The 12,965-nt window shown below is 70.9% G+C and carries 13 protein-coding genes; 6 read left to right on the top strand and 7 right to left on the bottom strand.

Going from position 1 to position 12,965, the window contains the following annotated elements; all coding sequences use genetic code 11:
* Positions 1-97: 97 nt before the first annotated feature.
* The 3 genes from AC0HS0_RS06330 to AC0HS0_RS06340 all read left to right on the top strand — a co-directional run bounded on the left by AC0HS0_RS06330 (position 98) and on the right by AC0HS0_RS06340 (position 3,270).
* Entirely contained in the window at positions 98-1,036 is a 939-nt protein-coding gene (locus AC0HS0_RS06330) for a LysR family transcriptional regulator (RefSeq protein WP_472963527.1), read from the top strand.
* Complete coding sequence (locus AC0HS0_RS06335) at positions 1,033-2,622, top strand: phytoene desaturase family protein (RefSeq protein ID WP_472962535.1); 1,590 nt, start codon at positions 1,033-1,035, stop codon at positions 2,620-2,622. The genes AC0HS0_RS06330 and AC0HS0_RS06335 overlap by 4 nt, the downstream gene beginning before the upstream one ends.
* A 93-nt stretch (positions 2,623-2,715) precedes the next feature.
* Positions 2,716-3,270, top strand: a complete 555-nt coding sequence (locus AC0HS0_RS06340) for an SRPBCC domain-containing protein (protein WP_472962536.1) — start codon at positions 2,716-2,718, stop codon at positions 3,268-3,270.
* A gap of 33 nt (positions 3,271-3,303) precedes the next feature.
* On the opposite strand, the gene AC0HS0_RS06345 is transcribed toward AC0HS0_RS06340, so the two are convergent.
* Positions 3,304-4,257 carry a DNA-3-methyladenine glycosylase family protein gene (locus tag AC0HS0_RS06345; RefSeq protein WP_472962538.1) on the bottom strand — a complete coding sequence of 318 codons (954 nt, stop codon included), beginning with the start codon at positions 4,255-4,257 and terminating at the stop codon, positions 3,304-3,306.
* A 59-nt stretch (positions 4,258-4,316) separates the two neighbouring features.
* Between AC0HS0_RS06345 and AC0HS0_RS06350 the strand changes: the two genes are divergently transcribed.
* Positions 4,317-5,687 (top strand): FAD-binding oxidoreductase, encoded by a 1,371-nt coding sequence (locus AC0HS0_RS06350; RefSeq protein ID WP_472962541.1) that lies wholly within the window; start codon positions 4,317-4,319, stop codon positions 5,685-5,687.
* Positions 5,688-5,718: 31 nt separating this feature from the next.
* Here AC0HS0_RS06350 and AC0HS0_RS06355 read toward each other — a convergent pair whose 3' ends face one another.
* Entirely contained in the window at positions 5,719-6,264 is a 546-nt protein-coding gene (locus tag AC0HS0_RS06355; protein WP_472963528.1) for an acyl-CoA thioesterase, read from the bottom strand.
* Between the two features lie 188 nt (positions 6,265-6,452).
* Between AC0HS0_RS06355 and AC0HS0_RS06360 the strand changes: the two genes are divergently transcribed.
* A complete protein-coding gene (locus tag AC0HS0_RS06360) occupies positions 6,453-7,271 on the top strand; it encodes a LysM peptidoglycan-binding domain-containing protein (protein WP_472962543.1) in 819 nt (272 codons plus the stop codon).
* 22 nt (positions 7,272-7,293) lie between these two features.
* Here AC0HS0_RS06360 and menD read toward each other — a convergent pair whose 3' ends face one another.
* Complete coding sequence (gene menD / locus AC0HS0_RS06365; protein ID WP_472962545.1) at positions 7,294-9,093, bottom strand: 2-succinyl-5-enolpyruvyl-6-hydroxy-3-cyclohexene-1-carboxylic-acid synthase; 1,800 nt, start codon at positions 9,091-9,093, stop codon at positions 7,294-7,296.
* Positions 9,086-9,442 carry a PLDc N-terminal domain-containing protein gene (locus tag AC0HS0_RS06370; protein ID WP_472962547.1) on the bottom strand — a complete coding sequence of 119 codons (357 nt, stop codon included), beginning with the start codon at positions 9,440-9,442 and terminating at the stop codon, positions 9,086-9,088. Before AC0HS0_RS06370 ends, menD begins: the two co-directional genes overlap by 8 nt.
* 42 nt (positions 9,443-9,484) lie before the next feature.
* Here AC0HS0_RS06370 and AC0HS0_RS06375 point away from each other — a divergent pair, with 42 nt between their 5' ends.
* On the top strand, positions 9,485-9,790 hold the full coding sequence (locus AC0HS0_RS06375; RefSeq protein WP_472962548.1) for a DUF4229 domain-containing protein: 306 nt from the start codon (positions 9,485-9,487) through the stop codon (positions 9,788-9,790).
* Here AC0HS0_RS06375 and AC0HS0_RS06380 read toward each other — a convergent pair.
* Genes AC0HS0_RS06380 through AC0HS0_RS06390 form a run of 3 tightly spaced genes read right to left on the bottom strand, consistent with a single transcriptional unit; the run spans position 9,778 to position 12,918 of the window.
* Positions 9,778-10,761, bottom strand: a complete 984-nt coding sequence (locus AC0HS0_RS06380; RefSeq protein ID WP_472962550.1) for a 1,4-dihydroxy-2-naphthoate polyprenyltransferase — start codon at positions 10,759-10,761, stop codon at positions 9,778-9,780. The genes AC0HS0_RS06375 and AC0HS0_RS06380 overlap by 13 nt on opposite strands.
* Positions 10,762-10,787: 26 nt before the next feature.
* Positions 10,788-11,993 carry an AMP-binding protein gene (locus AC0HS0_RS06385; RefSeq protein WP_472962551.1) on the bottom strand — a complete coding sequence of 402 codons (1,206 nt, stop codon included), beginning with the start codon at positions 11,991-11,993 and terminating at the stop codon, positions 10,788-10,790.
* 13 nt (positions 11,994-12,006) lie between these two features.
* A complete protein-coding gene (locus AC0HS0_RS06390; protein WP_472962553.1) occupies positions 12,007-12,918 on the bottom strand; it encodes a 1,4-dihydroxy-2-naphthoyl-CoA synthase in 912 nt (303 codons plus the stop codon).
* Positions 12,919-12,965 lie beyond the last annotated feature (47 nt).

Below are 12,965 nucleotides of genomic sequence, written 5' to 3' on the forward strand. Positions count from 1 at the left end.
AGCCGGCGACGCCTGTGGATACATTCTCGACGGGCAGTACCATCAGGAGAAGCGAACGTTTCCGAACGATATCGTTCACCCCAGCCGAATGGTCATCATGCTCGACCTCCGCAAACTCCGTCTGCTGCACGAACTGAGGATTCGCGGCACCGTGGCAGCCGTCGCCACGGCTCTCTCGTACAGTCCGTCCTCCGTCTCGCAGCAACTCGCCGCACTCGAACGCGAGGCCGGCGCCGTCCTGCTCGTGAAATCCGGGCGGCGCCTGCAGTTCACGCCGCAGGGCGAGCTCCTCGCGCAGCGCGCGGCGGAACTCCTCGACGCGCTGGAGGCCGCCGAGTCCGCTGTCGCCGGATCCAGCACCACCGTCGCCGGGATCGTCCGGGTCGCGGTCTTCCAGTCCGCCGCGCACGCCATCCTGCCCGCCGCGATCGCCGCGCTCGCCCGCGACTATCCCGCGCTGCGGGTGGAGGTCACCGAACGCGAGCCCGAGCAGGGCCTCTTCGAGGTCTCCGCACGCGACTTCGACCTGGCCGTCGCCGAGCAGTACCCGGGCAGCACCCGTCCGCTGCGCTCCGACCTCGACCGTACCGAGCTCGCCGCGGACAGCATCGACCTCGCGGTCTCCGCCGACCTGCGGGCACGCATCCGCGCGACCGAGCTGGCGGGCGCCGCCGACCTCCCGTGGGTGCTCGAACCGGTCGGCACCGTCTCGCGCACGTGGGCCGTCCAGCTCTGCCGCGCGGCGGGATTCGAGCCGGACGTCCGCTTCGAGACCGCGGATCTGGTCACGCACATCCGGCTCATCACCACCGGCAACGCCGTCGGCCTCCTCCCGGGGCTGGTTTGGGCGGGCGGCCGACCGGAGGTCGCCCTCCTGCCGCTTCCCGGCGCCCCTCGCCGGACGATCTTCACCTCCGCGCGCCGGGCGGGCGCGACCAGCCCGGGCGTCGTCGCCGTGCGCGCCGCCCTCGCCGCGGCAGTGCCCGCCGAACACGTCCCGACAGGCCAAGACACTCCCGTAGGCTCTGACGCATGACCGACCCCGCAGCCTCCCCCGCCGCCGCGTCCCACGACGTCGTGATCGTCGGCGGCGGCCACAACGGCCTCACCGCCGCCGCCTATCTCGCCCAGGCCGGACGCAGCGTCATCCTGCTCGAACGCCTCGACGACGTCGGCGGGGCGGCCGTCAGCGCGCAAGCCTTCCGTGGCGTGGAGGCACGGCTCTCCCGCTACTCGTACCTGGTCAGCCTGCTGCCGCAGCGGATCATCGACGAGCTCGGCCTCGACATCCGGCTGGCCCGGCGGCGCTACTCCTCCTACACCCCCGTTCCCGGCGACCCGGAGGGCGCGGGTCTGCTGATCGACAACACCGACGCCGACGCGACGGCCGCCTCTTTCGCACGCATCGGAGCAGCCGAGGACGCCGAGGCGTTCACCCGCTTCTACGAGTCGACGGCAGCTGTCGCCCGCGCGCTATGGCCGACCGTCACCGAGCCGCTGCTCACCCGTAGCGAGGCCAGAGCGCTCGTCGGCGACGACGAGCTGTGGGACGCCCTCGTCGAACGTCCGATCGGCGGTTTCATCGAGTCGCGCCTCAGCGACGACCTCGTCCGCGGCGTTGCGGCGACCGACGCGCTCATCGGCACCTTCGCCAGCGTGTCGGATCCGGACCTCGCCCAGAACCGCTGCTTCCTCTATCACGTCATCGGCCAGGGCACCGGCGAGTGGGATGTCCCGGTCGGCGGCATGGGCTCCGTCAGCGGGGAGCTCGCCCGCGTCGCCCGCGAGGCCGGCGCCCGCATCGTCACCGGCGCGGAGGTCACCTCGATCCGTCCCGACGGCTCCGTCTCGTACACCCGCAACGGCCACGAGCGCCGGGTGGAGGGCCGGCACGTCCTCGTGAACGTCGCCCCCGACGTCCTCGACGCCCTGCTCGGCGAGGCCGCCGATCCGCCGCGTCCGCGGGCGGAGGGCGCCCAGGTCAAGGTCAACCTGCTCCTGAAGAGGCTGCCCCGACTGCGGGACGCCTCGGTCGACCCGGCGGCAGCGTTCGGCGGCACCTTCCACATCAACGAGACGTACACGCAGCTGGAGGCCGCCTACTCCGGGATGCTTCGAGGTGTGATGCCCGAGTTCCTCCCGTGCGAGATCTACTGCCACACGCTGGCCGACCCCAGCATCCTCGACCCCGAACTCGCCGAGAGCGGAGCCCAGACCATCACCGTCTTCGGTCTCCACACCCCGGATCGCTGGCTGACCGACGACAACAACGACGCGACCCGGCAGCGCCTGCAAGACGCGGTGCTCGCGTCGCTGAACTCGGTGCTCGCCGAGCCGGTGGAGAGCCTCCTGCTCACCGACGGCGACGGCAATCCGTGCATCGAGACCAAGACCACGCGCGACCTCGAGCAGGCGCTCAACATGCCGGGCGGCAACATTTTCCATGGCCCGCTGTCCTGGCCGTTCGCCGAAGATGGCGACGCCCTCGGCACGCCCGCCGAGCGGTGGGGCGTGGCCACCCGGCACGAGCGCATCCTGCTGTGCGGCTCCGGTGCGCGGCGCGGCGGAGCGGTGAGCGGGCTCGGCGGCCACAACGCGGCGATGGCGGTTCTGGAGGACTGAGAGGACTCGCACGCGACTCCCGTACCGCCCTCTGCCTTTATCGCAGGAGGGTGACTATGGTGAGGAGCAGGAGGGGCTCCTAAGGAGGTCACCATGCTGCCGCAGCCGACGGGACGACTGGTTCGCAAAGAAGACGGGGTCTATGTGGTCCTCGACCGCATCTTCAAGGCGCCGATCGAGGAGGTGTGGTCGTACTTCGCGAGATCTCCGCGACTCGCCCTGTGGATCGGTGAGTACACGGGCACCGGGTCGACCGGGGCGGTCAAGTTCCGCATGAACGCGGAGGGCGACGGCGCGGAGTGGCAGAACGTGGCGGTCATGCTGTGCGAGTCGCCGCACCGCCTCCACGTCGACGTCGGTGAGGCCCCCGACTCTCTCGTGATGTTCGTCCATCTGACGGAGGCGAGCGGTCACACGACCGTCACCTTCGGGCAGCGGCTGCGCGCGATCGCGAATTCGGCCGACTACTGCATCGGCTGGGACTACTACCTCGACCGGCTCGTCGCCGTGCACGACGGCAAGACGATGCCGAACTGGGACGACTACTACCCGGCGATGCGCGACCACTATGCGACGCTGTGCCACGAACTGGACCACGACTTGCGGCTCGAGCACGCCACCGCGCAGCGGAACGGCACGACGGGCTGAACCTGGCATGCTGCGCGGGAGCGCCGGTGGCGGTCAGTGCCAGCGGTGGTCCTGGAGGGCGACCCGCGGCCCCCTGCGCTGAAACCGGAAGCCGCTCGCGAGGATGAGCCGCACGACGCGCTGACGGTCGCCTCGCCAGGGTTCGAGCAGTTCGAGCATCCCGTCGTCGTCGACACGGGAGCCGGTGAGCGCCTCACCGACCTGGTGGGCGAGGTGGTAGTCGCCGACGCTGACCAGGTCGGGATGACCGTGCGAGCGCTGCAGCGTCTCGGCCGCCGTCCACTGGCCGATGCCGGGGATGGTTCGCATCGCACTGTCGGCGCCGTCGAGGGAGGCGGCAGCAGCGATCGCCCGCTCCAGTGACGGCGCGACCGCGAGCACGGCCTGGATCGCGCGGGCGCGGCGCGGATCGACGCCCGCCCGGTGCCAGTCCCAGGAGGGGATGCCCCGCCATTGCTGAAGGGTCGGGACCACGCGGAGGCCGTCCGGCGCCGGCCCTGGCGCGGGCTCGCCGTACCAACGCAGGAGGCGCGCCCACGACCGGTAAGCCTCCAGACTCGTCACACGTTGCTCCACGATCGCCGGGAGGAGGGCCTCCAGAACGAGGCCGGTGCGCATGAGACGGAGGCCGGGATTGCGGTGCAGGCTGTCGCGCAGCAGCGGATGCGACCGGACGTCGAGACCCGACCAGTCGTCGTCTCTGCCGAGCAGGGCCGGAACGGCGTCGATCGCCCAGTGCGCCCCCGCGCCCCAGGCGGCAGCGCGCACACTGCCGTCGGCCGAGGCGCGGAGTATCCGCAGCGTCGCCGGCCCTTCGGGGGTGCGCCAGCTGCGCCACATCCCCTGCAGATCCCACGCGGTGGTCGGGTCGTACGGTCCGCGTCCGAGCTGGCCGATCGTCCCGGGGACGTCGAGCGCGCCCGCAGGACGGTACACCGTCTCCACGCCACGCCCGGAGCGGGCGTCGGCGGGGAGAACGGCGGTCATGAACGGCATGCTACGTCACACGGCTGACGACTGTCGGTGGTCGCCTCTACGTTCTCCCCATGGGAATCGATATCGAAGCCGATGCCCTCGTGCGCCTGCGCGAGCGCGTCCGGGGAACCGTCTACGTCCGCGGCGACGAGGGGCTCGCCGCCGAAGTCGCCTGCTTCAACCCGGCGATCCGCCACGACCCCGACGTCGTGGTCGCCGTAGAGAGCGAGGGCGACGTCGCTGAGGCCGTGCGCTTCGCGCGCGAGCACGCGCTTCCGGTGCGCGTCCAGGCCACCGGGCACGGGTCGGAGGCCCCGATCGTCGGTGGGCTCATCGTGTCGACGCGCGCGCTCGACGGCATCGACGTCGACGCACAGGCCCGCCTCGTCACGATGGGAGCCGGCGTGCGTTGGGCGCCGGTCATCGCACGGGCGGCCGAGTACGGTCTCGCCCCCATCACCGGGTCGTCCACGAGCGTCGGCGCCGTCGGCTACACCCTCGGTGGAGGCCTCGGGCCGTTGGCGCGCACCCACGGGTTCACCGCCGACTGGGTCCGCGGCTTCCGCGTCGTCACGGCTCAGGGCGACATCGTGACCGCCGACGCGAACTCGCACCCCGAGCTGTTCTGGGCGCTCCGCGGAGGCAAGGGTGGTCTCGGTATCGTCACCGAGATGACTCTCGAGCTGGTGGCGCTGAGCACGCTCTACGCCGGCAGCGTCTTCTTCGAGGGCGATGCCATCGAGCCTGCGTTCCGTGCCTGGGTCGACTGGGCGGCTGGGCTGGGCGAGGAGGCGACGACGTCCGCCGTGCTGCTCCGCGTCCCCGACGTCGACGGCCCTCCGCCGCCGCTGCGCGGACGAACGGTGCTCAGCGTCCGGTTCGCCTATCCGGGCGACAGCGCGACGGGCGAGCGCCTGTTCGCGCCCATCCGGCAGGCAGCACCTGTCTTCCTCGACGCCGTCGCGCAGATCCCGACGACCGCGGTCGCGAGCATCCACAACGACCCCGAGCAGGGATCGCCGTCGTGGATCCGCGGCTTCATGCTCGACGACTTCGACGCCGCCGACGGCGACGCGCTGCTAGACGTCGCCGGTCCGCGTGTCGAGAGCCCGTTCCTCGCGCTCGAGATCCGGCAGCTGGGCGGAGCCGCCCGCCGCGACACGGCGGACGGCACCGCGGTCGGAGGCCGTGACAGCGGCTACACGCTGAGCGCGATCGCCGCCGATCCGGCGACGTTCGAGAACGCCGCTCCGGCTGCGGCGGAGGCGCTCTCCCGCGCTCTGCAGCACCGCATCTCGGCGATCACGAACGTCAACTGGTCCGCCGACCTCAGCGATCCGACCACCTTCGAGAATGCTTGGCCTCCTGCGGTTCGCGTCAGACTCACCGACGTGCGCGCCGCCTACGACCCCGACCACGTGTTCGCGTTCGGGCCGAGCTGAGCCCTCGCCGTCACGGCGCCGACGGAGGCCGTCACTCGCTCCAGACGCTCGGGGCTGCCGCGCGCGTCGAGGGCAGGGCCGCGTCCGCTCCCCATTCCAGCAGCCAGTCCGGCACCGTGACATCGGTGGGGGCGGGCCCGACCGCGTCGAGCAGCTCGGCGATCGAGACGACCCCGCCCGAACGCTTCAGGAAGCGGCCGCGGATGAACGCCTGCGTGTAGATCTCCCCATCGACGGTGAACCGCTGCTCCACGTAGACGGCCTTCTCGTCGAAGCCGAGGATGCGGGACTCCACGATGAACGGCTGCCAGAGCTCCAGCGACTTGCGGAACGAGATGGTCTCCGACGCGACGACGGGATACCAGCCGCGCTGCTCGAAGATCGCCCAGACTCCGTTGCGCCGGAGCAGATCGAAGCGCCCGATGTCCGCAATCGACAGATAGACCCCGTTGTTCATGTGCTTCAGGATGTCGAGGTCGGAGGGCAGCACCCGGAATCGGGTCCGTGCCACGTCCCAGTGGTCGAGCCGAGGCCCGAAATGGGAGAGGAGCGCGTGGAGCATCGTCCGGAAGATCATGTGCACGCGGTCATGTTAGTGAGGCGCCAACGCCATCTCATCTTCATTGTCGACGGCCTCCAACCCCGCTAGGGTTCTTCGAGGGGGAAATCGTGTCGTTTCGAACAAACCACGGTCGAGGTCGGCTGTCGGGCACTTCCGCACGTGCGCGAAGGGGCGCGGCAACGCTGATCGCTGCAGCCGCCATTATGTCGCTGCTCGCCGGATGCGCGCTCTTCGGGGGAGGCGTGAAGCCGAGTGCGTCGGCGACCCGCACGGCGACGCCCACGCCCACGAGCACGCCGAAAAGCCAGAGCAGAAGCCTCGCGACCAGCACTCCGGTGCCCACGAGCACACCCGTTCCTGCTGCGACGCTCACGCCCGTTCCGCAGGGCACCGTCGTCGCCGAAGGCAACGTCGCCTCGCCCCTCGGCAGCATCCACTTCCATTACCGGATGGTCGCGAACGGCAACAACACCTACTCCGCCCAGTACTCGAACTTCACCTCCACGGTTCCCGTGCCGGTCTCGGTCACCCTCATCGACATCGCGCCGAACGTCGGCGACGGACTGACCTACCACGGGGTCGGCGATCAGCTCCTCGGGGGCCCTACCTCGTCGGCGCAATCGGCGACGGCCCTCATCAACGACGGCCAGCCGTCTTACCTGACCACCCTGGTGACCTACTCGTCGGCCGCGTCGTTCGACGGCGTCCCGCAGGAGCTCGGCCCGAACAAGGTTCTGGCAGTCAATACGATCCGGTGGTCCGTGCCGGTGCGGCCGTCGAACGTCCACCCGGTCGACGGCGGAGCCCGCGCCAGCGCCGCGGGGAGTGTCGTAGCCTCGACCGCGAGCGGCGCACCCCGGAGCTATGAGGTCGCCGAGGGCGACACGACGATCGCCGTCGCGGACCGCTTCGGCATCCCCGTCGAGTGGCTGCTCTGGCTCAACCCGGATCTACCGGGTGGCACCGGCAGCCAGTACCTCTACGCGTCGACGAAGCTGAACCTCGACCCGGACAGCCTCTGACCGGGCGGCGCGTCGCACCCGCTCAGCGCGGCAGCGGAACCTCGAGGATGCTCGACCCGGGAGGAGGGGCGGAGAGCGCCTGATCCAGCTCGCCCTTCGTGCGCACCACGCGGTGCTCCCATCCGTACGCGTGGGCGAGAGCCGCGAGGTCCACCGACTGCGGCGTGTACAGCACCCGGTCGAACGCTTCGGCCGGCGCGGTCGCCGCGACTTCGAGACCGTCGAAGATGGTCCCGCCGCCGTCGTTGCCGACGACGACCTGCACGTGCGGCCGCTCCTCCCCCGCTCCGCCCAGGAGGGCGCCGACGTCGTGAAGCAGGGCGAGGTCACCGAGCAGCACCCGGGTGACACCGGAAGCCCCGCCCTCCGCTCGAGCCCGGGCCGCACTGGCGAGCGCGATCCCGGTCGCCGTGGCGATCGTCCCGTCGATTCCCGCGAGCCCGCGATTGGAGTGGACCACGATCTTCTTGCCCGGCACCAGCCGATCGGCGTCGCGGATCAGCCGGGAGGCCCCGAGCACCAGCCGATCGTGGGGCCAGGTGTACCGCCACAGCGCTTCGGCCAGCAGCGCGCGCGTGATCGGCGCCCGCACGGCCGCGAGCTCCGCCCGCGCGAACGCCAGGGCGTCGGACGGCTCGTACGAACGCGCCTTCTGCACATCGGGGGCGGTGGAGGCCGGGTCGGCCGAGCGTTCGGCGTCCTCAGTGAGTCTCCGGCTCGCGAACACCCAGCTGCCCACCCACGAGCGCACCTCGGGGCTGCGGAGGTCGACCTCCGCCGGAGCGTTCGCTTCCCCCACGACGCGTGCCCGATGCCCAGGGTTGTACGCTTCGGCGCCGGTCGGAGCGACGACGATCACCTCGACGTCCGACCGCTGCAGGAGCGCCGGGACCTCTCGGCTGAGCGTGGGGTGCCCGAACACGATGGCCCGCTCGACCCGGCCGCCGAACGCCTCCTCGTGGAGGAGTTCGCGGTAGGCGACGACCAATTCCGGCCCGAACCGCGAGCCGCTCGACACCTCCGCGAGCAGCGGGTAGCCGCCCGCTCGCGCGAGGTCGGCTGCTGCGGGGCCGGCGTCGGCCCCGGCGACGACGACCGTCAGCGGGCCGTCCTCCAGTTCGATGACCGACCGGTTCAGCACCTCCGGCCCGGCGGTCGTGGGGAGCTCGCCCTGCTCGACACCGGCGACGGGCGGCACCGCGACCGAGAGCGGTTCGCGGAACGCGACGTTGAGGTGCACGGGCCCGGGGTCTGCGGTGGCGGCTCCGACGGCCTCCTCGACCGCAGTGCGCGCGAGCGAGCGGGCGGCATCCTGCTCGTCGGCGGCGCCGATCGGTGCGGGGATGTCGCGCGTCGATCGCACGACGCTCCCGTACAGGCCGTCCTGCCGCGTCGTCTGGTTGGCGCGGATGCCGCGGAGCTCATCCGGGCGGTCGGCCGTGACGACGATCATCGGGACACCGGCCTCGTGCGCCTCCAGCACGGCGGGGTGCAGGTTGGCGGTCGCCGTCCCGCTGGTCGTGACGATGACCGTGGGAGCACCGGTCTCGCGGGTGAGCCCGAGCGCCAGGAAGCCGCCGACCCGCTCGTCGATGCGGACGTGTAGTCGCGCGGCGCCTGCGCGTTCCAGTTCGGCCGCGGCGAGCGCGAGCGCCTGCGAGCGAGAGCCGGGGCTCACCACGATGTCGGCGACGCCTGCCTCCACGAAGCCCGCCAGGAGGGCGAGCGCGTAGTCGGTAGCGGGGCTGTCCGCGCGGGGCAGCCGAGCGTGTGGGCCGGCTCCGAGGTCCGCGGGCTCTTCCGAGACCCGCGGGTCACCCATCCCGGCGGCCGGTCTGGTCGTCCGGACCGTTGTCGTCGAGTTCGGCGAGCTCCTTCTCGAGCCGCTTGATGCGCTCTTCCTGATCGTGATCGACTCGCAGCTTTCCGAGGAACTCGAGGTCGTCGTCCGGTGCGCTGATGCGTCGGGCGGCCTCGGCTCTGCTGCGGCGGCCGCGACCGACCAGGAACCAGAGGACGCCGCCGATGATCGGGAACAGGATGATGATGAGCAGCCACACGGGCTTGGGTAGGCCACGCACCCGGGAACGGTCGAAGAGGGCGCAGTCTGCCACCGAATAGATGTAGAAAACCGCGGCTGCGACGCCGAGGACTATCCAGAGGCGAACCATGGCTACATCGTAACTCTCAGAGAGCGTGCCTAAGCTGGGAGGGTGAAGCGGATTCCCTCTTGGTTGACTTACACCGTGCTGCGCCTGGTGGTGTTCGTCGTGCCGCTGATCATCCTTCTCGTGATCGGCATCGTCTGGTGGGCAGCGGTCATCGCCGCCGCCCTGATCGGGCTCTGCCTGTCGTACATCCTGCTCAGCAAGCCGCGTAACGCCGTCTCGTCAGATCTGTACGCCGTACGTCACCGGGACAAGCCGGCGGCGTCGCCCGACGACGATGAAGACGCCGCGATCGACGCGGCGCAGTCCGACGCCGATCACGGCGGAACCGCCTCCGGTCAGAAGGCGTAGGCGGCGCCGAGCGCGAGCGCCACGAGCAGCCCGGTGATGCTGGTGAGCTGCAGTGCGGTGACGAGTTCGCGCGGGGTCTTGCCGAACAGCGTGATGACGCAGGCGGGAAGTGCCGCGAGCAGCGCGAACATCCCGAACCAGGCGAACGGGTAGAACAGCGCGAGAACCGCCAGGATGCCGAACGGCACGAGCAGGAACACGCAGAACACGATCCGCGAGGCCCTGTTGCCCAGGAGGACCGCGAGCGTGCGCTTGCGCGCCTGCTTGTCGGGCCCGATGTCGCGGATGTTGTTGACCATGAGCACCGCGCACGCGATCAGTCCGGCGATCACTCCGCCGAACCAGGCTTCCTGGTTCACCGAACCGGCCAGCATGTAGGTCGTTCCCGCCGTGGCGACCAGCCCGAAGAAGACGAACACGAAGACTTCGCCGAGCCCGTAGTACCCGTAGGGGCGCTTGCCGCCCGTGTAGAACCATGCGGCGGCGATGGCCGCGGCGCCGACGATCAGAATCCACCAGTACTGCGCGAGGAGTACGAGGATGAGCCCGGCGACGGCCGCCAGCCCGAAGAACGTGAGGGCGACCGCTAGCACCTTCTTGGGTGCTGCCTTGCCGGATCCCGTGAGCCGGCCCGGCCCGACACGGAACTCGTCGGTGCCGCGGATGCCGTCGGAATAGTCGTTGGCGTAGTTCACGCCGATCTGGAGCAGCACCGCGACCGCGAGGCAGAGCAGGGATCGCACCGGGTGCCAGATACCGGCGCCCTCGATGACCTTGGCTGCTCCGACTCCGATGAGCACGGGCGCGACCGCTAGCGGCAGCGTGCGCAGGCGCGCGCCGGCGATCCAGTCGGCGGTCGTCGCGGGCCGCACCGTGGAGGCCTTCGCACCGGGGCGTCCGCTCCTGCCGCCACGTGGTCCTCGCGCCGGTGGGGGCGCCATCCGCTGCATCCGGGGGTTGTTCTGGCTCATCACAGAGCGAATCGTAACAACAACGGCTATGCCTCCGACTCCGCGAGGCCGGCGGCGCGAGCGAGACGCGCGGCTCTCACCCGGTCCGGCTTGCCGCTGCTGAGGCGCGGCAGCGCGCTCACCGTGACGATCCGCGCCGGAGCGGCTGCGCGCCCCAGCTCACGGACGACCCGTTCGCGGACGTCGTCGAGGCTCCCGCGTCCCGTCGCGACGACGACGGGCACCTGTCCCCACTCGTCGTCGTCCGCGGCTACCACGACGACGTCGCCGAGCACCGGCATTGCGCGAGCGATGCGCTCGACAGCGTCCAGCAGGATCTTCTCGCCGCCGGAGATGATCACGTTGTCCGCCCTCCCGCGCACCGTCACCCGGCCACCGGCGACCTCGCCGAGGTCGCCGGTGCGGTACCACCGCGCGCCGCCGTCGTCGTGGAACGACGCCGCCGTCCGGTCGTCGTCGCCGATGTAGCCTTCGGCCAGGGTCGGCCCGCTGATCTCGAGCAGTCCTTCCACCGCGCGCACCACCGTCGTGCCGATGGGGACACCGTCGTAGACGCATCCTCCCGCGGTCTCGCTCGACCCGTAGGTGGTGAGGAGGCGAGCCCCGAGCGCCTCCGCCCGCTCCCGCAGCCGGGCGTCGAGCGATTGGCCGCCGACGAGGATGCGGTCGAACCGCCCCAGTGCCGTGCCGACCTCGCGGTCGCCTCCCTCGGCGGCATCGACGATCCGCGCGAGTTGCACCGGCACCAGCGACGTGTAGAGCTGTTCGCCATCGAGCTCGCCCGCCAGTTCGGCGAATCGCCGCGGGTCGAAGTGCCCGCCGCCATAGTAGACGGGCTCCGTTCCCGCGGCGAGCGAGCGCACGAGCACCTGTGCCCCCGCCACGTAGTGAGCGGGAAGCGCGAGCAACCACTGCCCCTGACCCCCCATAGCGCCGGCGGAGGCCGCCGCACTCGCGAGCAGAGCGTCGACGGAAAGCGCCACCCGCTTCGGCACACCGGTCGACCCCGAGGTCTCGATGACGAGCGCCACATTCTGCGGTGCTCGCTCCCCGAGCGCCGGCCACTCGCCCGACGCTTCCGCCAACGTTGTTCCGGCGTCCGCCTCCGCTGCCTGCCGCGGTACGCCACTCCGTGGAACCACCGCCGGCCCACCATCCGTGAGCGCCGCGCGCAGAGCCACGAAGACGTCCTCCGGCCGGCGCGCATCGACCACCTGGTATGGGCGCGTCACGTCGCCACCTCGCTCAGTACTGCCACGGGAACGGCGACCAGTCCGGCTCGCGCTTCTCCAGGAATGCGTCACGCCCCTCCACCGCCTCGTCGGTCCCGTACGCCAGCCGTGTCGCCTCCCCCGCGAAAACCTGCTGGCCCACGAGCCCGTCGTCGACCGCATTGAACGCGAACTTGAGCATCCGGATCGCCGTCGGCGACTTGGTGAGGATCTCCTCCGCCCACTCGACCGCGGTCTGCTCCAGCTCGGCGTGCGGTACGACGGCGTTCACCGCGCCTCGTTCGTAGGCCCGCTTCGCGGAGTACTCCCGAGCCAGGAAGAACACCTCGCGTCCGAATTTCTGCCCGACCTGCCGCGCGAAGTAGGCGCTGCCGTAGCCGGCGTCGAACGAGCCGACGTCGGCATCGGTCTGCTTGAACCGCCCGTGCTCCGCGCTCGCGATGGTGAGGTCGCAGACCACGTGAAGGGAGTGCCCGCCCCCGGCCGCCCAGCCGGGGACGACAGCGATGACGACCTTGGGCATGAAGCGGATGAGTCGCTGGACCTCCAGGATGTGCAGGCGCCCGCTTCGCGCGCTGTCGATCCCCGAGGCCGTCTCTCCGTCGGCGTACTTGTATCCGTCGCGTCCACGGATGCGCTGGTCGCCGCCGGAGCAGAACGCCCAACCGCCGTCTTTCGGGCTCGGCCCGTTCCCGGTGAGCAGCACCACGCCGATCTTCGGGTTGGTCCGCGCGTCCTCGAGCGCGGCGTAGAGCTCGTCGACCGTGTGCGGACGGAACGCGTTGCGCACCTCGGGCCGGTTGAAGGCGACACGGGCGATGCGCCCGGTGACGTCGTGATGGTAGGTGATGTCGGTGAGCGCCCCGAAGCCGGGGGCATCCCTCCACACCGCGGGGTCGAAGAGCTCTGATACTGCCGAAGACATGCCCCAAGCCTACGATCGCACCGATCCGGGCGGCGGCTCGCGTGCCA

The organism is Leifsonia sp. PARNA 1/14, from assembly GCF_055720965.1.